21 protein-coding genes are annotated in these 26,738 nt (G+C 39.5%); 14 read left to right on the forward strand and 7 right to left on the reverse strand.

The genetic code is table 11. The annotated features are described in order from the left end of the window. Positions 1–391: 391 nt before the first annotated feature. The 4 genes from V7K48_RS33935 to V7K48_RS33950 all read left to right on the forward strand — a co-directional run bounded on the left by V7K48_RS33935 (position 392) and on the right by V7K48_RS33950 (position 2,844). The gene (locus V7K48_RS33935; protein WP_335079607.1) at positions 392–1,462 is read left to right on the forward strand and encodes a HoxN/HupN/NixA family nickel/cobalt transporter; all 1,071 of its coding nucleotides are present in this window, start codon (positions 392–394) and stop codon (positions 1,460–1,462) included. A gap of 195 nt (positions 1,463–1,657) precedes the next feature. Further along, positions 1,658–1,915 carry a 2TM domain-containing protein gene (locus tag V7K48_RS33940; RefSeq protein ID WP_335079609.1) on the forward strand — a complete coding sequence of 86 codons (258 nt, stop codon included), beginning with the start codon at positions 1,658–1,660 and terminating at the stop codon, positions 1,913–1,915. Positions 1,916–2,034: 119 nt separating this feature from the next. Continuing rightward, the gene (locus tag V7K48_RS33945; protein ID WP_334724906.1) at positions 2,035–2,343 is read left to right on the forward strand and encodes a DUF3181 family protein; all 309 of its coding nucleotides are present in this window, start codon (positions 2,035–2,037) and stop codon (positions 2,341–2,343) included. Positions 2,344–2,628: 285 nt separating this feature from the next. Further along, positions 2,629–2,844: an acetyltransferase gene (locus tag V7K48_RS33950; protein ID WP_335079611.1), complete on the forward strand. Its 216-nt coding sequence runs from the start codon at positions 2,629–2,631 to the stop codon at positions 2,842–2,844. A gap of 136 nt (positions 2,845–2,980) precedes the next feature. Here the strand turns inward: V7K48_RS33950 and V7K48_RS33955 are convergent, their stop codons facing one another. Further along, positions 2,981–3,451 (reverse strand): ABA4-like family protein, encoded by a 471-nt coding sequence (locus V7K48_RS33955; protein ID WP_335079613.1) that lies wholly within the window; start codon positions 3,449–3,451, stop codon positions 2,981–2,983. Positions 3,452–3,579: 128 nt separating this feature from the next. Next, complete coding sequence (gene cobW, locus V7K48_RS33960; RefSeq protein ID WP_335079615.1) at positions 3,580–4,641, reverse strand: cobalamin biosynthesis protein CobW; 1,062 nt, start codon at positions 4,639–4,641, stop codon at positions 3,580–3,582. A gap of 107 nt (positions 4,642–4,748) precedes the next feature. On the opposite strand from cobW, the gene V7K48_RS33965 reads away from it, so the two are divergent. Beyond that, entirely contained in the window at positions 4,749–4,877 is a 129-nt protein-coding gene (locus V7K48_RS33965; RefSeq protein WP_335079617.1) for a hypothetical protein, read from the forward strand. Between the two features lie 314 nt (positions 4,878–5,191). On the opposite strand, the gene V7K48_RS33970 is transcribed toward V7K48_RS33965, so the two are convergent. Further along, positions 5,192–6,376 (reverse strand): acyl-CoA dehydrogenase family protein, encoded by a 1,185-nt coding sequence (locus V7K48_RS33970; protein WP_335079619.1) that lies wholly within the window; start codon positions 6,374–6,376, stop codon positions 5,192–5,194. A gap of 669 nt (positions 6,377–7,045) precedes the next feature. On the opposite strand from V7K48_RS33970, the gene V7K48_RS33975 reads away from it, so the two are divergent. Continuing rightward, positions 7,046–8,734, forward strand: a complete 1,689-nt coding sequence (locus V7K48_RS33975) for an iron uptake porin (RefSeq protein ID WP_335079621.1) — start codon at positions 7,046–7,048, stop codon at positions 8,732–8,734. Between the two features lie 219 nt (positions 8,735–8,953). Here V7K48_RS33975 and V7K48_RS33980 read toward each other — a convergent pair whose 3' ends face one another. From V7K48_RS33980 to sfnG, 3 genes are all read right to left on the reverse strand, one after another. Then, positions 8,954–10,006, reverse strand: coding sequence for a hypothetical protein (locus V7K48_RS33980; protein ID WP_335079623.1), 1,053 nt, complete (start codon positions 10,004–10,006; stop codon positions 8,954–8,956). A 189-nt stretch (positions 10,007–10,195) separates the two neighbouring features. After that, positions 10,196–11,404: an SfnB family sulfur acquisition oxidoreductase gene (locus V7K48_RS33985; protein WP_335079625.1), complete on the reverse strand. Its 1,209-nt coding sequence runs from the start codon at positions 11,402–11,404 to the stop codon at positions 10,196–10,198. A 260-nt stretch (positions 11,405–11,664) separates the two neighbouring features. Continuing rightward, positions 11,665–12,762: a dimethylsulfone monooxygenase SfnG gene (gene sfnG, locus V7K48_RS33990; protein ID WP_335079627.1), complete on the reverse strand. Its 1,098-nt coding sequence runs from the start codon at positions 12,760–12,762 to the stop codon at positions 11,665–11,667. A 575-nt stretch (positions 12,763–13,337) separates the two neighbouring features. Here sfnG and V7K48_RS33995 point away from each other — a divergent pair. Both V7K48_RS33995 and V7K48_RS34000 read left to right on the forward strand, forming a co-directional pair. Next, positions 13,338–14,387 (forward strand): LLM class flavin-dependent oxidoreductase, encoded by a 1,050-nt coding sequence (locus V7K48_RS33995; RefSeq protein ID WP_335079629.1) that lies wholly within the window; start codon positions 13,338–13,340, stop codon positions 14,385–14,387. A 23-nt stretch (positions 14,388–14,410) separates the two neighbouring features. After that, the gene (locus V7K48_RS34000; protein ID WP_335079631.1) at positions 14,411–16,498 is read left to right on the forward strand and encodes a LysR family transcriptional regulator; all 2,088 of its coding nucleotides are present in this window, start codon (positions 14,411–14,413) and stop codon (positions 16,496–16,498) included. Positions 16,499–16,801: 303 nt separating this feature from the next. Here the strand turns inward: V7K48_RS34000 and V7K48_RS34005 are convergent, their stop codons facing one another. Further along, positions 16,802–17,518 (reverse strand): biliverdin-producing heme oxygenase, encoded by a 717-nt coding sequence (locus tag V7K48_RS34005; protein ID WP_335079633.1) that lies wholly within the window; start codon positions 17,516–17,518, stop codon positions 16,802–16,804. A gap of 570 nt (positions 17,519–18,088) precedes the next feature. On the opposite strand from V7K48_RS34005, the gene glmM reads away from it, so the two are divergent. The 6 genes from glmM (at position 18,089) to hpsO (ending at position 26,660) form a co-directional block, all read left to right on the forward strand. Continuing rightward, on the forward strand, positions 18,089–19,561 hold the full coding sequence (glmM, locus tag V7K48_RS34010) for a phosphoglucosamine mutase (RefSeq protein ID WP_335079635.1): 1,473 nt from the start codon (positions 18,089–18,091) through the stop codon (positions 19,559–19,561). 553 nt (positions 19,562–20,114) lie between these two features. After that, a complete protein-coding gene (gene hpsL / locus V7K48_RS34015) occupies positions 20,115–21,767 on the forward strand; it encodes a hormogonium polysaccharide biosynthesis protein HpsL (RefSeq protein ID WP_335079637.1) in 1,653 nt (550 codons plus the stop codon). A 218-nt stretch (positions 21,768–21,985) separates the two neighbouring features. Beyond that, positions 21,986–23,095 (forward strand): acyltransferase family protein, encoded by a 1,110-nt coding sequence (locus V7K48_RS34020; protein WP_335079639.1) that lies wholly within the window; start codon positions 21,986–21,988, stop codon positions 23,093–23,095. A 56-nt stretch (positions 23,096–23,151) separates the two neighbouring features. After that, positions 23,152–24,303 (forward strand): glycosyltransferase family 4 protein, encoded by a 1,152-nt coding sequence (locus tag V7K48_RS34025; protein WP_335079641.1) that lies wholly within the window; start codon positions 23,152–23,154, stop codon positions 24,301–24,303. A 114-nt stretch (positions 24,304–24,417) separates the two neighbouring features. Beyond that, positions 24,418–25,401 carry a hormogonium polysaccharide biosynthesis glycosyltransferase HpsN gene (gene hpsN, locus V7K48_RS34030; protein WP_335079643.1) on the forward strand — a complete coding sequence of 328 codons (984 nt, stop codon included), beginning with the start codon at positions 24,418–24,420 and terminating at the stop codon, positions 25,399–25,401. Positions 25,402–25,484: 83 nt separating this feature from the next. Further along, the gene (gene hpsO, locus V7K48_RS34035) at positions 25,485–26,660 is read left to right on the forward strand and encodes a hormogonium polysaccharide biosynthesis glycosyltransferase HpsO (protein ID WP_335079647.1); all 1,176 of its coding nucleotides are present in this window, start codon (positions 25,485–25,487) and stop codon (positions 26,658–26,660) included. Positions 26,661–26,738: the final 78 nt, after the last annotated feature.

Below are 26,738 nucleotides of genomic sequence, written 5' to 3' on the forward strand. Positions count from 1 at the left end.
TTGCTGCCATGAATCAATTTAAACCCTGTTATGCTTCTGGATGATTTAGCTTATTTACTACTTGCTTATTCCGGAAAGTGACAGAAGAGGGATAAGTCCTAAAGAAGTAAGAATGGGATTTTCTTACTGGGCTGACAAGTTCTATTTATAAAGATTTCAGCCTGCCAATGCTGCTCACCGTTATAAAGTATCACCAACTAGCCACACTTTTGACATAGCCTTGCAATATCTTTGTCATTTAGATAGGTTTTACTAAACCTTACGTCAATGTCAATATAAGTAATTTTCATGAATGAAAACGAAATAGCTGGCTGAGGATGCTGGTACGGCTCATACTGAGTCTGATTCGTTTTTCACTTTGTACAAAATATCCCTAGATTAGGAGTGATAAATGCTATCCAGATTTTCACGTGTTTTCAACGATAGTTCCAGAAACGTTAGACGTAAAGTTATCAGCATTTATGCGTTCCTGATTAGCGTGAATATTTTGGTCTGGGTAGTTGCCCTGATTGCATTCCATCGCTACCCCCTTCTACTTGGCACTGCCGTATTAGCTTATAGCTTTGGTCTACGTCATGCTGTAGATGCCGATCACATCGCCGCGATTGACAATGTTACCCGTAAATTGATGCAGGAGAACAAACGACCTGTTGCTGTTGGGTTTTTCTTCTCCCTAGGTCATTCCACCGTTGTAATTGCCGCTTCTGTTGCGATCGCCTTAACCACTACAACCATCCATAACGACTTTCCCAGTTTGGAAAAGCTTGGAGGGCTAATTAGCAGTACCGTTTCTGCACTTTTTCTACTAGCAATTGCAGCGATCAATATGGTGGTGCTATGGGATGTTTATAAGACCTTCCAAAGCGTCAAGCGAGGAGGAATCTACGACGAGCAATCTTTAGATGAATTTTTGAACCAACGTGGGCTACTTGGTCGCATCTTCCGGCCTTTGTTTCGGTTAATAGATAGTAGCTGGAAAATGTTTCCTTTAGGTTTCCTTTTTGGTTTAGGCTTCGACACGGCGACAGAGGTAGCACTGCTGGGGATTTCTGCCAATCAAGCAGCTAAAGGTCTGCCTATCTGGTCGATCCTATTGTTTCCAGCTTTGTTCACGGCAGGTATGTCCTTGATTGACACCACTGACGGCATTTTAATGCTTGGTGCTTATGGCTGGGCTTACGTCAAACCAATCCGCAAGCTCTACTACAACATGACCATCACCCTTGTTTCTGTACTAGTTGCTGTGGTCATTGGTGGAATTGAGGCTCTGAACATTATTGGTGATCAGTTACAACTAAAAAGTCCGTTTTGGGATTTCATTAGTCAACTAGGTGATAACTTTGGCACAATTGGTTACTTAATCATTGCCATCTTTGTATTCAGTTGGCTACTTTCGACGATCATCTACAAAGTCAATAAGTATGATGAGTTGGAAGTCACTAGTGCGTCACGGCGTAAATAGAGTAACCATTTAAAAACTCTAAAAATCGCATTCCATAATACTTTTGACTTTTGACTTTTGGCTTTTGACTTCCGCCTTGCGGAGTGCTACACCCACTAAACACAAGAGGAATAGGCATTAAGCTTATATGCGCGACATGAATGCCCCAAAAACCTTAGAATGAGTAGGGTGTATCTAAATCTGTAACAAATATTTATGCCTCCTCGTTGGCCTCGCGAACCCGATCGCAAAGACCCTGATTACCGCAAGATCGATGACCGGATGAATTTTGCCATCCATGTGGCGATCGCTGCTAGTATTAATTCCGGGTTGTGGTTTTTCCACATCTTGAAAAGCACTACCTGGGAGTGGTTGCCGTGGGTGACTTTAAGTTGGACAGGAATATTGTTGGTGCATCTAATTTATATTAGTGCGATCGCCAACTACACCGAAACTCCATCCAAATCCATCTGAAGACGGACTGCTGATGCTGGGGCGATTGTAACCTGTGGTAGTAGGATTAGCCTGTTAATTGAGCAATAATGTAAAAAAGCCTGATATTTTGCACTCTTTCTTAATGTAAGGTTATTTTTATGGCTAAGACTAACACCACAGAACTACTGGAAGCCCTAGCAGCTGAAATTGGTGAAAATGTCTACATAGACATTGCCAAATGGCATCTTTATTTATCTAATGCCAAATTGCATACCCTTGTTGCTGAACAGTTGTATCCCTTAATTACTTCCAACAGTGTAAATGAAGATCAAGTTATAAAAGTCTTGAAATCAATTCCAGTAAAAATTGGTGGAGGTAAAAGCGAACTTCCTTTAATCGATTTACTACCACTGCAATCCCAGGTCACCTTAGTAGATATTTTAGAAAAATATCAACGCGAAATCTAATCACTAAAACTAAGATTATTTGAATTAGACAATTTTATTGGTCAGCATTCCCTTATTCAATTTTAGATTTGATATGCTGAATTAGGGATTTATTTGCTATTTTAGTTTTATAAAAATAAAAACCACAGATACATATAAATAAATCTCGTGGAATTTGTGTCTGCATATCTGGTAAAATTTCCTTTGACAATTAAGGAATCTCGGCGTTCTAAATCGGTTGAGATGTGAACGAGTTTATGTTAAGACTCGCGCTACACCTTATGCAAACTTCTGGAGGCAATTTCTATGCTTTTACAACTCAAAGATACTGGTGAATTAGTAAAAATTCTTGAGATTCAGGAATTGCTAGACCCGAATAATGATGTCGTTCACGGACGACAACAAGAAGGTGAAGAAGAACAGCCACCTAATCCCTTTAAAAAAGAAAATCTCGTTTTTCCTTCTGGTGAAGTTCTACCACGCTGTTGGTTAGATGCCGACTATAGACATGACAACGCTTAATGATTTTAAAATCAGGTAATTGGTAATGGGAGTAAACTGATTCCCTAACCTCATAGATCCCCGACTTCGTAAAAGTTGTCGGGGATTTGGTTTTTCAGAAACAATTTATGATTGCTATATATAACTATATGCCAAATTATGACATAGCTTTTTCCTCTACTGTCACCGCTTCATTCTGCTGAAACTTCGGGAAAAATGTCTTAGCAATCCAGTAAGTCAAAATGTGAGACAGTAATCCTAAAGGGCCAGCAAACAAACACAAAGCTAGGGAGTGAATTGTCCAAATACCTGTTTTTTGCCCTTCCCAATAAATCCAGCGGCCGACGAATAAATCCATCACTAAAAAATGAATCCAACCCGTTGCAGCAGCTGTTTCCTCGGCAAATAATCGTGCAATATCAGCCAATTGGGGATTTGATAAAGCTTGGGCATTTTCTGGCGTAATACTGTTGATAAACAAATACAAATACGCCCCAGCTAACAGCACAAAGGGTAGATATGATTCCATTATCTGCCGTGTGACTTTCCAATTTGGCAATAAAATCATCAACGTCCAAAAAGGTAACACGAAAAGATTGGCGACGTTAAAAAGTTGAGAGATCGTCATATTGTTGTAAGGTGAAGGATTTTTAGTTATTATTGTTTTTTGTTTTGAATTAACTAGTTATTCATAACTCGTACCTCTCAGGATATAGATTTCCGACTTCGTAAAAGTTATCGGGGATCTGGGTATACTTATAAAGCTATAAGTTGTGATTCAATTTCTGAGGATTTCAAATCACGACCGATGAAAACTAAACGCGTTTGCCTAGCCTCTTCTGGTTTCCAAGGGCGATCGTAAAATTTATCAAATCGAGTTCCCACACCCTGCATCACTAAGCGCATGGATTTGTTTGGCACTGCCACAAAGCCTTTAATTCGGTAAATTTCTTGTTGTTGTGCCAATGTTTGCAACTGCTGTTGCAGCTTTTCTGGTTCAAAGGCACGATCCAAAATTAAATTAGCTGAGGTAATCTCTTCCTCGTGCTTGTGGTCTTCTTCGGTATCATGATGACTGGGACGAGAATCTAAGTTGTCTTCGACTGCGGCTTGGAATCCTAATAATATAGATGCATCTAATTGAGAAAGTAGGCGTAGCCCGCCGTAGGCATCGCTCTCGATAATCTTTACCACTCTGGGCAATTCTTGCTTAATCAATTCCTCAACTCTGGCTTTTGTCTCGGCATCTACCAAGTCAATTTTATTTAACACCACCAAGTCTGCACAAGCAAGTTGGTCTTCAAACAGTTCTTGCAAAGGTGTTTCATGTTCTAGATTATCATCTGCTTGCCGCTGGGCTGCGATCGCCTCCGGATCACTAGTAAATGTCCCCGTTGCTACCGCTGCACAATCTACCACAGTAATCACTGCATCCACAGTGGCGGCGTTGCGAATTTCTTGCCAGCGAAAAGCCTTCAGCAGCAGTTTTGGTAAAGCTAAACCAGAGGTTTCAATCAAAATGCAGTCGATGCTATCTCGCCGCTTGATTAACTCTTGCATCGTTGGGTAAAACTCTTCCTGCACAGTGCAACATAAGCAGCCGTTAGTTAATTCAAAAATATTAGTGTCGCTCTCACCATCTTCCGGGCAAACTTGACAGGATTTTAACAATTCGCCATCAATACCGAGTTCGCCAAATTCATTGACTAAAACGGCAATGCGGCGTCCTTGGTTGTTTTGTAGCAGGTGGCGAATTAGGCTGGTTTTTCCACTACCTAAGAAGCCTGTGATCACTGTGACAAGAATTTTTGCAGCCATATTTTTGCCTGATTTACCCAGTATGTTAAGTTTTACAGGTTACAAACTTAAATACTGAGATTAAGCTTGGTTTGAAGATTGACTTAGTTATTTTAAGCTGAAAGTCTATGGTTAGCCTGAAAATATTACCGTTACTATTGAGTTTAGGTTTGGCTTTGATTCCTCAAATCAGTGTGGCACAAACGGTAAAGGAGTTGGAAGAAAAAGCGACATCTGCCGGGGAAGTGAAAAATTGAGACTTCAAGGTATGTAGGACTGGGCGATGTGCTGAGGGCAACATGAGCGCCTTTGGCTTAATGAAAAATTGATAAGTAGGTGGACAAAAATATTTACAGTTATTGCAAGCGAATGAAATGAAGCGTTCACAATGATGTTGTGTAATTAATTCTGTCCGACTACTTATAACTTAATACAGTTCAGTTAAGGATAATTGTAGGTTGGGTTGAATATTCGTGTTACCCAACAAATCCCCGAAAATGTTGGGTTTCGTTCCTCAACCCAACCTACGCAATATATTTTTTGGGCTTAACCCAAGCGTATTGACTTATAACTATGAATAAAAGTTAGGTTTTGGCAGTTGATCATTTAACGCCCAGTTTCCGATCTCTTGGATTTTGTAATCTACTGGATCGTGGAGAGTGAAAGTGCGGAGATTACGCCAATAGCGGTCAAAGCCATATTTTGCCGTGGTAGCGCGTGCGCCCATAACTTCAAAAATGCGGTTGGTAATGTCTAAACCGACTCTAGTGGCGACGACTTTGGCAGTAGCGACCAAGAGCGCACATTCTCCCCGTTGTTCTGCGGTAAGTAACCATTCACGCTCCCAAGCTGCTTGTAGTAATTCTCCCGCCTGCTCAGTTAGATACACGGCTGCTTGAAGATCAACCCATATTTTGCCATAGTGCTGGAGGATGTAAGGATCTTTAGTTGCACTCTCTACACCTGATGTCAGCCAAGGTTTTGTATTAGTGCAAGTATATGTTTTAGCAGCTTCAAATGCTCCCTGTGCAATTCCCAGGTAGATATTAGCAAGATTCAATTGAGTTAAGCAGGCACGAATAGTGCTGAAAGGTTGATTTGGTTTGTCTCTACTACTAAGAATTTCGTCAGAGTATACCAACACATTCTCAAAAGTAACACTACCACTGTCTGTTTGACGCTGCCCTATATTATCCCAATCATCATGAACAGTAATACCTTGCCGTTGGGTGGGAATTACCAAAATACTCAATTCACCAGTTTTTTGATTAGTGGCAGTGATTGGCAATATATCCGAGTCTTGGGAACCAGAGCAAAAGCTTTTGATGCCGTTGAGACGGAAATAATCATTTTCTGGTGTCAGAGTCGTTCTTTTATCTAAAGGGTTGAGGGCATTGCACCAAAACCAATTGTTGTGAATAGTTTCTGAGTAATATCGCTGTTTTTGCTCTGCCGAACCAAAGATATGAGGAATTACTACACCTAGATGATGGTAAGAAAAGACATGAGCAATGGAGCTATCAACCTTGGCAAACTCGCGGGTAATTTGCAGAACGGTAATCCAGCTTTGTCCTAAACCACCGGATTCTGTGGGTACGATCAGTTTCAGCAAGTTGCTTTGGCGCAAGCGATCGCGTTCATGCTTTGGTGTTCCCCCTTTCGCATCCCGCGCCACAGCAGTCTGGGCAAATTCCTTTGCTAAAGACTTAGCTAGATCAAGATAATTTTGAGACTCTTTAGTTTCGATTAATTGCATCCTTTGCAACTTCTCCTATTAACCCTATTGTGAGGAGCAACTATAAATTTGGCTAGAAAAATTTTAAAACTACAGTATTTTGATAAAACTACCGTACTATGAATATAGTATTGCATAGTCTAACTGATAAAGCAAGTTCAAATGAAATAACTTTAGCAAAATTTATGGGTTGCTAGTACAATCTCAAAAAATAGTTGATTAAGAGTTAAGCAAAAAAAAACTTCTGAGAATAATTTTTTTTATCTACTTGTTTTTCAGGACTATATATGCAATATTATTAACTTAAATACAATAAGCTACTTTAACTTGATAGGTATATAGTAGTTTATAAAAACTTAGTGATAAATTCAGATAATTCTGTAAAACTGCAATGTTTTTTTACAGATAGATAGACATTTTCTTAGCAAATAGACCAGCTTGTGCAAGGATTCTATTTGTGTGAAAACAAGTCTTTTATCCACTGAAATATATATGCAGATGCAAACGCCAGAGATTCACTGATACATCTGGTTATATCTGGAAGTGTAGCGATATTAGTGAAAACTTTTGAGTGTTAAAGTAATTCAACATTTATCAGAGCTAGTCATAAATTTTTAGCTTGACAAGTCACTGAAATATCTGATGGCTTTCACTAAATTTTCCCAACCAAAAATGTGAGGAGTGATAGAAATGTTCAATCGTTCATTTCATAATTTATTCATGGAATCGATGATTTTGGGGGCTACTTTGCTAGCCAGCACATCAGCTCATGCTGAAGATAGGAATTTAGTGGCTGTGACTAAGACTCAAACAAATATACCATCTGCGACGTGCGTTTCGCCCCGCTGCGCTAACGCCAATTTCTGGGACAATTCCTCGGAAACAACCATCGCACAAACACTTAAAATTCCTGCAATCAATAGTGATGCAAGCGTCCAACAGACAAACAGTATGTCTCAGGTAACATCTGTATCTCAGTTTTCAGATGTGCAGCCAACTGATTGGGCATTTGGCGCACTCCAGTCTTTAGTTGAGCGTTATGGATGTATTGCGGGGTATCCAAATAGCACTTATCGGGGGAACCGCGCCATCACTCGCTATGAATTTGCAGCAGGTTTAAATGCTTGTTTATCTCGGATTAACGAGCTAATTGCAACAGCTACATCTGACTTAGTTACCAAAGAAGACTTAACTACCTTACAAAGGCTGCAAGCAGAATTTTCCCCTGAACTTGCGACTCTACGGGGTCGCGTTGATAGTTTAGAAGCTCGGACTGCGGAACTAGAAGCCAATCAGTTTTCTACAACAACAAAGCTTTCTGCAGAAGCCATCTTTGTGATTACGAATGCTTTTCAAGGCTCAGTCAATGGTGATAACACAGTTTTTCAAGATAGAGTTCGCCTCGTTTTACAAACTAGCTTTACAGGTAAAGACACTCTATATACTCGTCTAACTACTGGAAACACTACTATTTTGCAGCTTCCTGGTGGTTCAGCCGAAGGTTTGCAAACCTTCAATCTTGCTCCTAGTAACAACAACCTGTTCCTAGATTGGCTCTCTTACTATTTCCCAGTTGGCAACAAAATTGATGCTTATATAGGAGCCGTGAACGGAGTACTTTATGATTTTGTTCCTACTCTGAGTCCTTATCTCGAGAGTGCCTCAGGAGGAGGTCGTGCTTTGACAGAATTTGCTTCCTCTAGTCCTATCTACCGTATTGGTGGTGGTGCAGGTGGGGGATTCAATTATCGATTCAGTGACCAATTGGTATTGAGCTTGGGTTACTTAGCAGGAGATCATGCCAGTCCTCAGCCAGACAGAGGTTTTTTTAATGGTCAATATAGCGCATTTGGACAAATAGCATGGAACCCCAACAAGAACTCTGGCATTGGTTTGACCTATGTAAATGCCTACCAAAATCGGGGAGCAATATTTGACCTGGGTAGTGGTTTTACACTTGTCGGGACAAATCAAGCCAATACTCCATTTGAGCGGAGGATTACCAACTCCTACGGAGTAGAAGCTTTCTATAAATTTACTCCTCAATTTGCAGTCAATGGGTTCTTTGGCTACACTAACGCCAAGAATTTGGCAGGTACTGGTAGTGCAGATATTTGGTACTATGCTCTGGGATTGGCATTCCCAGATTTAGGTAAACAAGGCAACCTTGGTGGTGTTCTTGTGGGTGCAGAACCTTATCGGGGTGGCAATCCTGCACCTGCAAACGATTTATCCTTACATATTGAAGGCTTTTACAAGTATCGGCTTACAGATAACATTGCCATCACCCCTGGCGTAATTTGGATCACGGCTCCTGCTCAAAACGATGACAATCAGGATGCAGTAATTGGCACTGTGAGAACAACCTTCACCTTTTAGATAATCAGCAAAGGTGCAAAGAATAATTCATCGAAAGTCGGCGAGTTTTTTATCCTCCTAATCAGCAATGCAGATATGAAAGCTAAAAAACTCTCCCCCTGTAAGAGGACAGAGAGAGCCGAGACAACAACATCACAAGTGATTACTAATTCGTAGTTAAAAATTCAATTACGATTACGTTAGCGAGTCTGCGAGCGTCATTATCAATTACGAATTATTCTAACGCCCTTCACTATTTAAGCTCAGGGGTTGCTGTTCTTCAACTAGTGGCGGCACATCCTGCCAAAGGCTAATTCCGTCGTATAATCCTGGAGCCATTAAGAATACTTGAACCCAAAGGATATTGAACCACCAGTAAAGCCCTTGAATAATATTTTCTTGACCTACTAAAGATACTGTCACCAGGTACAACAAGACCGAAATTATTAAACTAACAACAGATGCAACTATGCCTTTTGCGGGCTGTGATAGCTCCGTGAAAGGCCACATATTGAATTGCCAAACAAATCCTAAACCAACAGTTGTCCAAATAGCTGCAAACGTTGGCCCTGCCGTTGTTGTAAACAAATCCATTCTTAGCTGTTTGAGAAACAATTCTGTAATCAGAGTTAGTAACAAAATAATACCTGTATGCAGTAACCCCAAACGTGGCATTCCTAGTTCCAATTTGTTCAAAGGCCAACGTTCAAAGAAACTACCGAAGACTGTCGAACAAGGATACCAATACCAAGGAATATAAAACGGTTGAAGTCCCCACATTTGTGGCAAAAAAGTAAGTGCAGGGGCAATAAAGAAGACGGCAAAAAAGATATTAAGAAAGCCGCTTACTGGATGCCAGTTGCGTACTTCCTCAGTGGTGACAATCGTGTTGTCAAAGAAGAATAAACTGGCGGCGGCTGCAATGATTGCTGTTTGTCCCCACAAGCCAACAGATGTATCAGTGAGAATTGCTTTTGCAGAAATGAACTTCCAAGCTTCTCCAGTAATGTAAACTAGTGCCAACAGCACTATTAAATTCACTGTTCCTCGTCCAAATCGGGTAGAAAAAAAGCGAAAACCTGGATAGCCGTTGAGGGAAAAACCTAGATGCCACCACCAGACGAAGCATATAGTGATATAAGTCAACTTTGTTCCCACGTTCAGCTGAATAATTTGACCAAAGATGAGTTCAAAAATATAGCTAATGACAGCAATTACAGCAATAAAAAGCAGTCCCTTAAATGGCTGGCTTTTCCAAATGCTCCGCCTCTGGGTTGGGTTTGCAACGCTCATAGTATCAACTTCAATAATGTTGAATAATGTTGGATTTATCAGGGGTAAAGCATTCTGCTAAATATTTCCTCCTAATACCTAACCGAATTTTAGATTTTAGATTTGCAATTTTAGATTGAAAAAATTTCCTAATCCAAAATCTAAAATCCAAAATCCAAAATTGAGTCACCTCAATAGAGAATGCAGCAGTTACAACCAAGGATGGCGTGGGGGGTAAACACCATTTAGGAAGTAGTTGCCAACAGCGTAGTATTTCCAACGGACGGGATCGTGGAGTGTGTGAGCGCGGGCATTTCGCCAGTGGCGATTGTAGTTGAATTGCTCCAATGTGGACTTAGTACCTGCTAGTTCAAACAACTTGTTGGTAGCTAGTAGTGATGCTTCGGTGGCTAAGGCTTTGGCTTCAGCAACTGCAATCGATGCTTCAACTACCTTGGGTTCTTCTAAACCTGACTCGTTGGCGATGTCGATAAACTCACCCGCACGTTGCAGCAATGCTTCAGCAGCGTGAACCTGAATTTGTACATTGCCTAAGTTATAGAGCGTTAGCGGGTCTTCGTATCCTTTTTCTAAATTGCTGTCAACCCAAGGGCGGGTATGGTTGCGGACAAAGTAAATAGTGTCACGGACTGCGGCTTTGGCAATCCCTACGTCTACGGCAGCTTGGATGATTTGGGCGATCGCACCCATTGGTGTTGCCCGCTCAAAGGCTAAGTAGTGCGGAATCACGTGTTCTGCCTTAACTTTCACATTTTCAATAATGCTAGTGCCGCTGGCAGTGGTACGCTGTCCAAAGCTCGTCCAGTCATCAAGTAGGGTCAATCCTGGGGCATCCCGTTCGACAAATGCCACCACTGTTTTACCATCTGGATTACTGGCAATGACGGGAACCCAATGTGCCAGTAGTGCCCCAGCAGAGTAGTATTTACGTCCATTGAGTACGAAGTCAGAACCATCTGGTTCTAATTTTGTCTGCACATCAGTAACAGACTTAGTACCAATTTCCGAGAAGGCGTTACCGAACCGCTTGCCTTGTAGAGCCAAATCAAAGAAGAACTTCTTCTGCTCATCTGTGCCATCTAAGCGAACTGCTTCCACCATATAGAGGTGGTTTTGAGGAATTTGACCGAGGCTAGAATCGGCTTCGGAGATGATTTTAATTACTTCTGCCAGAGTGGCACTCGATACAAAAGCACCGCCATACTCTTTAGGGACTGTAATCCCCCACAATCCACTCTGGGAGAACTTTTGCACTTCCTCAGCAGGGAGACGCCGATTTTGGTCGCGCTCTGAGTCTCCCTTGGCAAACTCAGCTGCTAGTTCGTGAGCGATCGCGATCGCTTCTTGGTCATCCTGAATGATATGCGCCTTCTGTTCAGTATTAATTACTGATGTCATAACATAACTCCTTGTTGATTGTGATTAAATAACTGACAACGGAAAAACGAACCATTCCCAGCACAGAGCAGGACACTTGCAGCTTGAGCAAAGTCTCCGTGACACGTAGGAATTAGAGTTTGAAAGTTATTTTGCGTAACTTCTAACAGATTGAATCTGAATTTTTGTCAGGAGGGGCTTAACCATTGAACGATTTACCAGTTAAAGCCCGGATAAATTACACAACTACTTGCACCAAGTCGTTAACTCTCAAGAATCAGCTAGACCACAACTAACTCATCAGCTGTCCGACGATTAGCTTTCAGTTCGCGCACAATTGGTATTACTGTCTTACCGAATGCTGGAAGATCATCTGTGTAGTGTAAGAAGCCGCCAAGAATTAAATCGACTCCCGCTTCATAAAACTGGCGAATCTTGTCAGCTACTTGATCAGCCGTGCCAATCAAGCCTGAACGGAAACCATCGTTATACTGCACTAAGTCTTCAAAATTGGAATTTGCCCACATTCCCTGACGTTCACGAGTAGAAGATCCCGCCTGTTTCACGGCTTCGCCAAACCCTTTCACCGCTTCGACATCGGCCTGAGCAATAATATCGCGCAATACTTCATGGGCTTCTGCTTCCGTATCTCGCACGATGATAAAGGAATTCAGGCCAAACTTAATTTTGCGTCCTTCTTGACGAGCTAATGCAGACACTTCTTCAATCTGCTCTCGCACCCCTTCTATGGTATTACCATTCATAAAATACCAATCAGACACCCGGCCAGCCATGCGCCGCGCTGCCTTGGAGTTACCACCTTGGAATATCTCCGGGTGTGGATTCTGATTAATTGGTCTAGGCTTCACCCAACCGCCGTTGATGCGGTAAAAGTCGCCCTTAAAGTGAAACTCCTCCTCAGTCCACAAGCCTTTGAGAACGCGGATAAATTCCTCTGAACGACGATAGCGTTCGTCATGGTCTAACCAATGTTCACCATATATAGTGAATTCATCTTTGAACCAACCGCTAACTACATTCAGAGCAAACCGTCCGTTAGAGAGAAAATCAATGCTGGAACCCATTTTGGCAACTACTCCCGGATGCCATAGTCCTGGGTGAACTGCTGCAATTAACTTCAATTTCTTGGTGACTGGAGCTAGAGCTGAGACGATTGTTAATGCCTCTAGCTGGTACTCAGCGCCATAGCTGGCGATAAATCTAGCTTGTGCTAGTGCATATTCAAATCCAACTTCTTCAGCCGTCTGAGCTAGTTGAGCATTATATTCATAAGTCCAATCTGTCCTTTGAGGAATTTTACTAACAACTAACCCACCGCTGACGTTGGGAATCCAGTATGCGAACTTAATATCTACCATAATTGTGCGTTTGTAATTGAAACTGCTTGGTTATTTGTCTAAGTTTGCTTATGATGCAACAAAGCCTAATTTGTCATCACTAACAAATCAGCTAAAATTTTAGCTGACAAAATTTTAGTCAAAGTTTAAAGCTTGAGAGCGGCTGGAAATTACTCTGAGTTTACAAGTAGACAATTTCAGGTTCTAATGGTTGTAATATACCATAACCCGACTGTGCTACCGTAGTTTTTTAATGAATCAGACTTTATCACGAAAATTTTTCCGATGTCGTGACTCGATATACCTAAATTCCATTTCCCTATTCCAAAATGGAATACTGCCCAATTTTGCTGAGTATTTAATTATTATTTAATATTTGCTGGTTATCACCCTGATTCAGTCAGAGCAACCAGAAATCAGGACTCAACAAAGTATCGATCCTATTCCATATCGTGATAGACAACTGATTTTCATGTGTCATCTGCAACTATACACAGCAGAAATAAATGTGGTAGTGTGAACTACTAAACCACGGTAAAGAGATGTAAAAACCGTAGTTTAGTTAATACCTCGTAAAAAAAGGCACATAAAAAATTATGCCACTTCAGTTTGGAATTTGGTCACCGGTCTGTGGTGGATGGTTGCGGGTTGTCAACCATGAGGCTAATTTATCCACGCAAGATTTGGTAAGGCTGGCAGTTCAGGCAGACGAGTTAGGTTATCACTTCTATTACATTCCTGAACATTACTTGAATGCAGTTCATGGGCCTAACTATAATGTGACTGACGCTTGGGTTACAGCAGCTTTAACAAGTTTGAACACCAAGAATATCAAGATTGTTGCGGCTGTACAACCCGGTTTTAAATTACCTGCGGTCGTTGCCAAGCTGAGTGCAGACATTCAAAATCAACTTAGTAATGGTAGATTTGCTCTGAGTGGTATTGCAGGTTGGTGGAAATTAGAAGTAGAAAGCTATGGAGATATCTGGTTACCCCACAGCGATCGCTACGCGCGATTAGAAGAGTATATTGATGTAATCAAGGGGCTATGGACAGTCGAAGCTTTTAATTACGTCGGCAAATACTACACGATCACAGGAGGTATTCTCCCAGATAAGCCTACACCAACACCACCCATTTTCATTGCTGGTGAATCAGACCGAGCGATTGACCTAGCGGCTCGTCAGGGAGATTATTTATTTATCAATGCTGATCATCCTGAAAAAACGGCAGCCTTGGTGCAGAAAGTGAAAAGATTGGCTAGCGATCGCTACCAGCGTCAGATTAAAGTGGCAATGAGTGCGTTTGCGATCGTTCGTGAAAATACCGCCCAAGCCGAAGCCAGATTATCAGCGATTTATCGTTCTGCGGAGCAACAGCAGATCAAATACTTTCAAGAGCAAATCGATCCTAACGTAGTTGCCCACAACAAACTAGATATTAGTCAAACCATTGAAGCCAATCTCGGTTTATCTGCTCAACTCGTTGGCGATCGTTATACTATCATTCAACGCCTGAAAGAATATGAAGCTGTTGGCGTTGACTTAATTGTACTCAAATTTGAATCTATGTTGGAAGACACTATTCGCTTCCATAAACTAGTGATTTCCGAATATACACAGCAGAACAGCTTAATTGCTTTGTAATTAAAAATCTTACTTTACCTAGTATGAATAAGATTAAACTTGAAGACATTACCCTAAATCACATCAAAATTTTAAAAGCAGTAGATGACTGCGGTAGCTTCTCTAAAGCAGGACAAAAACTAGGGTATAGTCAAGCACTAATTAGTAAAGAAGTCAAGCAAATAGAGGATTATTTCGGAGTAATTCTCCTAAATCGCTCTCCTGGCTCTATCAGCTTGACTAATAAAGGTAAGAAATTGATTTCTCAGACATTTAATGTAGTAGAAACTGTAGAAAATCTGCAAGAAGAATTTCAGGTAACATTTAGTGCTGAAGGTGAAGATTTGATATTGGGGGCTACTAATTTAATTTTAGAAGTCTGGCTCAAACAATATTTGCAGCGATTTCAGCTTTGTTTTCCAGGTAGAAATATCAAAGAGATTGCAGTTCAAAATAGCAGATTTTTTTCAAGTTCTCAACTCATAGAAATGGATCTCTTGCTCAACAGTTGCTCTGGATATAAGGAAGAACACCACTGCACTAGATTAACAACTCATAAAATGCTGTTGGTTTCTTTTAGGGCAAGTAAATATCTCAATGAGCATAGCTTAGTTAAAATAAATGATATTGATCTGGCTGATATTGTACTTTTAGACGAGGTTCATCATCAACTATCTAAAAATGGAGTTTTAATGAATAGATTAAGTGGTATACAGATGCTATACAGTTATCAAGATGTACTAAACTATGCTTCAAAAAACCAAAAGCTAACGATTTTACCTGACTTTTGTCAAACTGATATAATATCTCAATACCAAGCCCTAACTTTTCCAATTCAAGATATTAATGAATATGGTATTTATCTTCATGTTCCTCACTTTAGTGAATTGTTAATATCCGCAGAGGGTTTGGTTAGAAGTTTTAGACTCGATCAAGATAACTTAGAAAGTTTGCCCAACGTAAATTTAATTTTAGGTAGCTGTTCTCCCAAAGAGGAAAATGTTCTGAGGATAGGTATTCAAAGAGATTCCATCGGACAGTTTATTGCTGGGTATGGAACTAAGTATATTTCTGATTTACAGAGAGCATCCTCATCACTTGAACAGGCTATTTTCAAAAATATTGAAATGAATCGAGATTTCGAGTTACAAATTATGCCGTTTGCTTCTGGGGAACAAATGAACCGACAGATGAAACGGGGAGAATTAGATATTTGTATTTTAGATGATATTTCTCTCTTGAATAATGGTAGCCAATTTTTTGATGATTTAAGTTTTGGTTCTAAATTAATTGGGATTGCTTCGTATAATCTTTTGGGTCAAGATATAAATATTCTTCTCCATAAAGATTCGTCTATAAACACTATCCAGGATCTAAAAGGCAAACGAATTTCCACCTTATTTGGTTCAAATGCTCATAGGTTCATCATTACTCTTTTTGACCTCTATGATCTGGATGTCAGTAAAGATTGCAGATTAGTGAATGAAGATCCTCGTAAAGCGAGTAAGAGTTTGGCAAATAAAACTATAGATGCTTATGTCTGTTGTCACACTTTTGCCTCAATTTTAGAAGGATATGCTTTTGTCAAAAAGCTACCTCTATCTCAAACAATTAGTTTAAGAATTCCCTCAATTAGAGGAATTGTTTGTCGTTCGCAGTTCATTAAAGAAAATCCTAAAATCGTAGTCGCTTATTTACATGATTTAGTAGTTGCTAACTATTGGTTTAACTCATCTCCAATTAATGCAGCAGATTTATTAACTAAAGTTATTGATCTGAGAAAAACTCAAGTAAATCAGTTTTTTAATCCTGTATTTGGTAACCGCATCGATCCTACCCTCAAGCCTCAATGGTCTTGGTTACTGAAAACTTTAAATCGCAGGTTGGAAGGAAAATATGGCATTTCACTATTTGATGTAGATTTTTGGATAGATGATTATTTTTTAAGACTTGTCTACAATTTGCTGAATTTAGATTATCACTTTCATCAGGTTTCTTTTGCAAGTGAATTTTCTAGCAGCTATTTTGTCGAGGAACAGTTTAGCAGACACATGAAAGTTCTCTATGATAAAGATAATCTACCGCTACAAGATGAAGATAGCAGTCACACAGCAATATCCAGTGTAGGATAAAAATCGCGCAGAAACTACCTAATTTTGAATTTCAGTTTGTTGCCATTATTTAATCAATTGTGCCTGTTTATATTTTCCCTGATCGCTGACCAGGTTAGGAATCAACAGCGATAGAAACGATGAAGCGATCGCTGCTTTTGAAGAAGCACTTAGACTGAATCCTGATCATCAATACGCAGCACAAGCTCTAGCCATGATCGCTAACAAACAGCAGTAGGGGCAACATCCCCGCGATCGCCTGATTTGATTCAGGTGAACCCAGAGAAGTTGCCCCTAGACTTACAAAATTTTACTTAATAAAGTTTACTCAGCAGTGACGAGTTCAGTACTACCGCGTGTCCGTCGCCGTGTGAGGGTGTTGTACAACATTACACCGATCGCCTTAATCAAATTGCCTTCCAATTCCTGGAACATCTTCATGTTCGTGCCAAAGGCGGCGTTAGCTTCATCAACGATGCGATCGGTTGTAGCATCGTCAAGGGGTAATTCATCCAAAGTTTGACGATATTTCGCTTTGAATGCCTTCTCATCAGGAATCTCTGGAAACTCATAAAAGGCTGTTCCTTGCCCATCAGACAAATTCATCGCTGTTACAGCAATATTTTTGAGAATTTGTCCCCCGGATAAGTCACCCAGGTAACGAGTATATGAATGGGCGATTAACAGTTCCGGTTCTGTGGCAGATATTTCTCGGATGCGCTGTACATAAGCTTCACCTGCGGGAGATAGTTTGATTTCCTCTCTCCAGTTAGCACCAAAGTAATAACCCAGGTCTTGCTCTAAGGTATACTTGCGGTTTAGTTGGGGAAAGTTAATTTTAGAAAGAATTGGATGCTGGCTATGCTTTTCCATTTCCTCTTCCATCGCTGAGTAGACGAAGTAGAAATTAGCAACTAGTTTCCGGTAAGAGTTTTTCTCGACTACTCCTTTTAAAAAGCACTTGACAAAACCTACATTTTCTGCCATTGTGTGGGCTTTTTTAGTGCCTACACGTAATTTGGTTGCTAAATTGCTGCTCATGCTAAATTTCTCTACTTTAAAAAGTTAACTGCCGGAGTTTTAATTTCCGAACGGCTAAAAAAGCCATTAAAACGTTACCTTAAGACTATTTGATGAGAATTTATATTAAAATTTTTTAAGCTGCGATGATTGTGTAGTTTTTTACACAGCAATCAGGCTAAGGCAATAAAACTTTACATTTCGGTGTTTTGATTTTTTGTTGTTATTAGCTAAATTTTGCTTTCATTCTCAGCTTTACTGAAAAATTTTTGTGATAAAACAAGGTAATATTTATTACATCTTAATTGTTATTAGTAGCATTGCAAAGTGTGAACTAATACATATCAAAATTAAGACTAAAGTTCATGGCATAAAAAGAATAATTAGTTAAAATGTGGAGACTTTACTGATAATGTAAAAACTAAGACTGACTTCATGAAAGATTTACAATTGTAGAAGCCAAATTTCAGTATTATTACGTAATGTTAGCTTGCTCTAAAATGAATTTCTAAAGAGAAAAAGCATGTCGAAATTGCTGAATAAAGTCTTAAGTGCTATTTTTCAGTGTGATTGTGTGGAGTGTTTAAACATATGGTTTCATCTATAACTCGGACACCTGGCATTCCTGGGGGTTCTGCTTCCGAAGTTGAGGGATTGGGCAAAGGGATTGAGAGCAGTTTTGCACTGAATTTAATCCCACTACCAGCAAATCCCTTATTTGGCACAGATGGGATTCGCGGACGAGTCGGAGAATTACTGAGTGCGCCCCTAGCATTACAAGTTGGTTTTTGGACAGGGATTGTTTTACGTAACCATGCTACTCAAGTAGGGCCAGTCATTCTCGGACAGGACTCTAGAAACTCCAGCGATATGTTGGCAATGGCTTTGAGTGCAGGCTTAACAGCAGCGGGATTAGAGGTCTGGTATTTGGGATTATGTCCCACTCCTTGCGTTGCCTATCTCACCAGCATCAGTGATGCCATCGGCGGAGTGATGATTTCTGCCAGCCACAATCCCCCAGAAGACAATGGTATTAAGGTTTTTGATGCCGATGGTGGGAAGTTACCGCAAATATTGCAGGCAGAAATTGAAGCTGGACTGCGTGGCAAAATATCACCTATTGCTAGAGTTAGTAATTGTGGACGGCATTACTCACGTTTTGAGTTAGTGGGGCATTATGGCGAGGCGTTGAAAAAACCCTTGAACAGTGCCCTAAATCTTCAAGGAATGAAGATTGTTTTAGACTTGGCGTGGGGAGCAGCAGTCGGGTTAGCACCATCAGTATTTACACAAATGGGGGCAGAGGTAATCTGCTTGCATAACGAAGCAGATGGCGATCGCATTAATGTTAACTGTGGTTCCACTCACCTAGATATTCTTGCTGCAACAGTACAAGAACACAACGCCGACATCGGCTTTGCCTTCGATGGCGATGCCGATCGCGTTTTAGCAGTAGACAATACAGGAAGGCAAGTTAACGGCGATTACATTCTCTACTTGTGGGGACGCTACTTACAACAAAACCAGCAACTGCCAGACAACCTGATTGTATCTACTGTCATGGCTAACTTAGGGTTTGAGAAAGCTTGGCAGCAAATTGGTGGTAACTTGATTCGCACCGCAGTTGGCGACCAATATGTGCAAGCTGAAATGTTGCGGACTGGGGGAATGCTAGGCGGCGAACAATCAGGTCATATTCTTTGCCGTCATTATGCTGTTACTGGAGATGGCTTATTAACAGCATTACATATAGCATCTTTGGTGAAAGAGGCAGGTGTTCCCTTTAGCGAATTAGTAGATCAAAGCTTCCAGACCTATCCGCAATTGTTGCGAAACGTGCGAGTTACAGATCGCGATCGCCGTTTGGGATGGCAAGATTGCCAACCTGTACAACGAGCGATCGCTCTTGCTGAATCTGCAATGGGTGATTCCGGCAGAATTTTGGTTCGCGCTTCTGGTACAGAACCAGTGATTAGGGTTATGGTGGAAGCTGCCAATGCTGACCTTGCCAACCACTGGACAAATGAATTAGTTTCAAAAGTCCAGCAACATCTGATGGACTAAATTAGCTAATATCTCAGCTTTTAACAAGCGTCAATTTTCCGTCACAGGTTCTGCAAATTAACCAGCCTTGGTTCTTTGTAGAAGCTGTGACATTTGTATTTGTATTGGCCAGAGACCGCCGAATACAATCGTGGCTACGGATACTATAGATATTATATAGATCATGCCAAAGTCAGAGATATTTTAAAGAACAAAGCAAAAGCCATTAAATCATTACCATTTCCAGGTGCAGTTTATATTTTGGAAACAGGAGAAAATCTTTTTGATAATTCAAAAAGATTAAAATTTAGCATTTTTAATCGCAAATTATTAAGTTTATCAGTTATATCATGTCCGCCAAATTACCCATAAGAAAAGAACCCCACCCCCAACCCCTCCCCGCTGGCGGGGAGGGGAGCTAAAGCGCAGCTTTAGTGGGGTGGGGTTCCGGGTATTATGCTTAATTGCCCGGACATCATATTAGAGATGAATTCAGATTGTACGACTTACAGTAATCCAAAGAAATTTGTCAACTATAATAGATTCTCTGAGGCTGATAGGCTACAGCACCACTATGCCAAAATTAAAGTCAAAATCTCAGCAATCTAAAAAGTCAAAAAAGCAGGCTAAAAAGGAAACTTCTACCCTTAGTCTCAAAGAACAATTAGCCCAAAAGCGCAAAGCAGCTAAAGCACGTAAAGAACTCACTAGCTTACTCACCACCGCCACCTTTGGTGGTATCTTCGTTGGCATTGTGCTTTTTTTCGTAGCTGGAATTAAAGTGGCAGTCCCTGGTGTATTGGGAATAATCATCATCTCCCTTTCCTACAAATACCCGCGCCAAGCGCTATATGCCTTCATCATTTATATACCTCTTGGGGGTACTATCACCTACTACTTGGGTAATAGTCCTATACTGCAATTAGCTAAAGATGCTTTTTACGTTCCAGCGCTAATTGGACTTTGGCAGACTTGCCGTAAACAGGGGCTACCCCTAATTATTCCCCAAGGCATTAAAATCCCACTTTATATTGTCTTGGGTTGCAGTGTACTAACACTATTATTTGTCAATGGTGGACAGCAGTTTAACCCGCCGAGTGTGGGACTATTGGAAAAAGCAGAGAAAGAAATACCTTTAGGTGTGGGAATTCTAGGACTGAAAGTATTTTTAGGCTATGTCCCCCTGATTGGTTGTGCCTACTATCTAATTCGTGATAAGCGGGATTTTCTATTTTTATCACGCCTCCAGATTGTCCTCACACTGATTTGCTGTCTGCTGGGATTTATTCAATACCTGTTACTACTAACTGGTGTATGTCAAGGCACTAGAGGTCTTGAAGGAAATGCCCTATTTGTCACATCACTAGAAGCCCGGTGTTATTTTGGTGGAGCGCTCTTATATAGTCCCGAAGAAGGGGTTATTCGCCTACCAGGGACATTTGTAGCTCCTTGGCAGTGGGCATGGTTCTTAATTTCCAGCACCTTTTTTACCTTTGCCACCGGCTTCACCGACCCTTCCCCAATATGGCGGCTGATCGGTTTAGGTTCTTTAGTGACAGTCTTTATCAATGCTGTAATCTCTGGACAGAGAATTGCCTTAGCTTTAGTACCAACCTGCTTCGGGATTTTACTATTGCTCACCGGACAAATTGGCAACCTGAAACGATTTATCCCCATAGGCGTAGGACTTGCCTTGATTTTGGGAATTGCGATGGTGACTAACCCTGCTGTCGTGCAAGAGAGAACCGAGAGTTTTACCGGTCGCTGGGAGGCTTCACCACCTCAAGATTTTATCGTCCAGCAATTTGAAGAGAATTGGAAAAACGTAGACGGGCCATTGGGAAGTGGCTTAGGTAGAGCAACTAACTCTGCCCGTGTAATGGGTAGAACTAAGCTAGTGGAAACTTACTACCCGAAAGTACTTTATGAAGTTGGAATTATTGGAGTACTAGCGTTTCTGGGTTTGGTAACAAGTTTAACAATTATTGGCTTTACAACCTATCGTTCCATAAAAAACCGTAATTTCCGCAGTTATGGAGCAGCTTTATGGGTGTTTATATTGTTTATTAGCTACAACACTTACTACTACCCTCTGGATGTCGATCCAGTTGCTGTCTATTATTGGTTTTTTGCTGGAATTCTATTCAAATTACCAGTACTGGATAAACAAGAAAGGAAGATGGAGGAGGTAAGCAGGAAGGAAACAAAAAATCGGCTTATACGCTAACAAAACTAATTTAAAGTAAGACATAAGTAAAATACTACCGTAGACTCCCGGAGGGCAAATACTTATTTGTATATTAATTTAAACTCAGAGTTGCTAAATTCTCTTAATTACTAAATTGAGTAGATTTTAACATGTCAATATATCTCAGCGAATAACCTGAGAGGATAAAGCAATGGCTTCAGACAAATATAAATACAAACCAATCAATAATAAAATATATGGAGAATTCTATTCAAATAAATAAAAATATATTTAATTGGGTTAATCAAACAAAAGGATTAGCAATTTTAGCAATTGTCATATTTCATTTTTTTCAAAATTATCCTGAACGAATTCAATTGATTTTGAGCTTAGATAGAAATATGGCAAGGCTAGGATATGCTGCTGTAGATATATTCTTTGTAATGGCTGGTTTCAATACAAGTTATTCTATAAGTTATAAATCAATAAAATTTCAGTGGAATTCATGGCTAATTAAAAGATTAATTAGATTATATCCTGGTTATTTATTAGCTGTTGTATGTACTTGTTTTTTATATTATTTTGGAGGATTATTTAAAATTAAATTAACTTTCAAGTTTTTTTTATCAATTTTAGGATTAGCAGGAATTAAATTACAAGTTATTAATCCTGGATTTTGGTTTTTTACAGTAATCTTAGAAATTTATATTTTTACAGGTTTTATATTTTGGTTGTGTCAAAATAAGCCTAGCAAAATATTATTGTTAGGAATTCTTGGTGGAGTTTTAACCAAAATATTGTCTTTATTTTTTTTAATTCAAAATAATACATCAAATTATTTATTTTTTCTGCAAAATAATTTTCTAGGTAGTTATTTATTTCAGTTCTGTCTTGGACTGTATTGGGGATTTATTTACGTCAAATATCAAAGTTTTAGAAAAATAGATTTTGTTTTAGCAATCAATATTTTTAGTCTAGGATTTATTGCCTATAGTGTTTTAACTATCAATCATGTAAATATTATATATATGCTAGGTTTTGATATGCTATTTACTCCTTTTTTCTTTTTGGGCATTCAAACATTATTATTTCGTCTGGATAACAATTTAAACATCAAACCTTTTCTTAATATTATTGGAACTTTAGGAATTTATTCTTATCAAATTTATCTAATTCATCAGCCTTTATATTTTGTGATTTTTCATAAAATAAATCAGTATATACAGTGCAATAGTTATTTAAAAATAATATTTTTTTTGCTGATATTAAGTATTAGTTTATCAATATATGTAATTTTATTTATCAAATTAGAACAGTTAATAATAAAAAAGCTGACATCTGTTTTGACCAGTCTAAATAAAGTTTAGCAGAATGCCAATTTTGGCATAATTATCAGTAATTATTATCACAAGTGAGAATCAAAATGGCAAAAGTTATCATAGGAGGTCAAAAACACCTCAGCATTCCAAACCTACCTCGAAATTCTCGGCATACACTCATCCGCCCTAAGCCTTTTCCCGCAGGCAGATATCCTATAGAAAAAATTTGGTATCCTTTAGGCAGCCTTATGGCTTGGCAACCTGTATGGGAAAGATACCAAGCAATTCATTCTTTCAACAGAATTTTATATACAAATAAACCTTGGTTTCTCACCTTTGAGGATCATCGTGTTTTATATAGAAATCCTCAAAATCAAGGTGAAGCTGCAATTTATGAATTATTAAATAATCGATTAGCACTAGAAAATTGCCAAAAACTTATCGCTATTTCTGATTATGCCAAGTTGAGATTAATTAAGCGGATAGAAGGTTGGAAGATAGAAGAAAAGGTAAGTAAGAAAGTTGATGTAATCCATCCCAATTTTTTAGTCAGAGTTAACCAATCGAAACTTTATCAGGAGCAGCAAAATCTCCAGCTTATATTTATCGGAAATCACATTGCCCGCAAAGGTGGAGTTGTTGCTTTAAGACTCGCCAAGAAAGCGGAAAAATTAGGTTTACCTATTACTGTACATATAATTTCGGAACTGGGACATGGTTCAGGAGTGCCGACTGATTTTCCCGATTGCACCAAATATGTAGATGATTTAAAGTTACTGGATTTAAATAACGTTGTCTTTCATAAAAACATTCCTAATGACAAAGTTATTGAGTTGTTATCGCAAAGTCATTTTCAATTAATGGCGACATTACATGATACTTATGGCTATAGTATCATTGAAGGATTTTCCGTTGCCACTCCTGCAATTACGACAAATGTATGCGCCTTACCAGAGTTTATTCGTCATGGAGAAAATGGCTATATTTTAGAATTACCAATTAATGAAATTAGGCACTGGAGTAATTGGCAGCAGGGAGAGAAAACCAAAACTAATGAATATTGGGAAATTGCCAATAGCACCTATGACTATTTGGCAGAGCAAGCATTGCAACAAATCATCCAATTTCTTGATAGAACTGATAAACGAGAACATTATGAATTTTTAAGTGCAGGAGCATTAGCTCAAGCCCAAATTGTGCATAACTCAGAAAAGCAAAATGAGTTATTTGATAATCTCTATGCAGCAGCAGTGTAAACAATTGCGTGAAAAGTCAGAATGTAAATTAAAGCAATGGCAACTTACTGAGCCTAATAAAATTTAATTGTTACAAAGTTACTAAAAAAATAGTAAAATTATTTAATAAAAATCATGCATAATTATCCATTAATTTCTGTAGTAATCCCGACCTATGGTCGAGAGGAAGCGCTACGCGATAGCATTGTGGATGTCCTAAAACAGGACTATCCAAATTTTGAAGTTTTAGTTGTAGACCAAACTCCAAAACACCAACCAGAAATTCAAGCCTATTTAGAAGAGATGGCGAGGGCGGGTAAAATTAAATGGTTGCGCTTAGATTGGGCGAGTTTGCCAGGGGCGCGGAATTATGCTGTACGGCGGTCTTCTGGTGAAATAATATTATTTATTGATGATGATGTTCAGTTAACCCCTGGATTGTTAGCAGCCCATGCGAAAAATTATTTGCAAAACCCAGAAGTGGGGGCTGTAGCTGGACGGGTATTTGACAGAATGAAATTGGGTGATTCTGGGGGAGATTTACAGATTGAATATCTGCCTCCCCAAGCTATGGACCCAGGAATTGCTTGGTATCATATTGATTTAGTACATACTATCAAACCCCAGCAAGTACTGACAGCAAGGGGTTGTAATATGTCTTTTCGCAGCGAAATTTTTACTAAGTACGGGCTGAGGTTTGATGAGAGGTTTGGCGGTAGTGCAGTGCGCGAAGAGTCAGATTTTTGTTTGCGGGTGCGACAGACAGGGTATAAGATTTGGTACGACCCAGAGGCCTATTTGGTGCATTTAGGCGAAGAAACAGGGGGTTGTCATGATATTAGTATGCGATCGCTCAAATATCAACTCACCTTTTATCACAACCATTTCCTACTAGGGCTGAAAAACCTCACTCCTACTCAAGCTTTACGCTTATACGCCCGTTTGTTTGACTGTCACGTCCTGGGACGCCCACCTTGCCATAAAAGCGGTTCCCCCATCAAAATTGCCACTCGCGCTATTTTCTACATTTTGGGTTTTTTCAAAGCCTTGGGTACTTTCATCCAATCAATATGGAACGATGGTCAAATTTACAGTCGATTGGATGAACAAGAGACGTGATTAATCGCGTCTGTAGAGGAGTTAGGAGTTAGTGAAAAACGAAGGATAACTGACAAAGAATAAATAACAATTAATAAATATCAATGAAAATCTTAGTTGCTAGTCACACTTATATCGTAGACCTCAACTGTGAAAAATTACGCGCTTTATCTCAACTAGAACCGGGAGTTGAAGTGACAGTTGTAGTCCCAAAGCGCTGGAAACCAGGTGGCGTGCAAAACAGAATTATTGAAACTGAATATCGTGATGAAGGCACATTTAGAATAGTTCCCGTTTCTAATTTTAGTCAAAATCATCAGGGACTTCTTACCTTTGGTGCTGATTTGATATCTTTGTTAAAACAATTTCGTCCCCAAGTCATCCAGGTAGAACAAGGGTCTAGAGCATTGGCTTATACTCAAATGATTGCTTTAAATAAGCTATTAAAACTCAAGGCAAAAAATGTGTTTTTTACTTGGTGGAATCTTCCCTACGAACTAAAACTACCAGTTTCTTTGTTAGAAAAATATAACCTCAACCACAGCCACGGCATTATTTCTGGCAATCAAGATGGAGCAGAAGTTTTACGACAACGGGGATATCAAGGAGCAATTAAAATCATGCCACAACTGGGCGTAGATGAAAGTCTATTTACTTCTAAAGCCCAACCAGAGTTAGCAGCAAATTTGGGCATTGAAAAAGGAGATTTTGTAGTAGGTTTCGTTGGGCGATTTGTACAAGAAAAGGGTTTATTAACACTTTTACAAGCCTTAATCACTTTGAAAAATAAACCTTGGAAATTACTACTACTGGGACGGGGAGAGTTACAAACTGAATTAATCAAAATAGCGGTAGAAAACAACATTAAAGAAAGGTTAATTTTAGTAGAAAGCGTCCCTCATGACAAGGTGACCAACTATATCAATTTAATGAGTACTTTGGTACTGCCCTCAGAAACAACTGACAAATTTAAAACCTTAACTTCTGTTGGTTGGAAAGAACAATTTGGTCATGTGCTAATTGAGGCTATGGCCTGCCAAGTACCTGTAATTGGTTCTGATTCTGGTGAAATTCCTTATGTAATTGGCGATACTGGTTTAGTATTTCCTGAAGGTGATACTCAAGCCCTTGCTAATTGCTTAGTTCAATTAATAGATAAACCCTATTTCGCTCACACTCTCGGTGAAATGGGTTATAAAAAAGCAATGACTAAATATACAAATAAAGCTTTGGCTAAACAGCAATTAGAGTTTTATCAAGAATTGGTTAATAGTCATTAGTCATTAGTCATTGGTCATTGGTTATTGGTCATTAGTGAATAACAAAAGACAACTGACAAGGGACAAGGGACAAATCAC

This window comes from Nostoc sp. (genome assembly GCF_036919615.1).
GTDB lineage: Bacteria > Cyanobacteriota > Cyanobacteriia > Cyanobacteriales > Nostocaceae > Nostoc.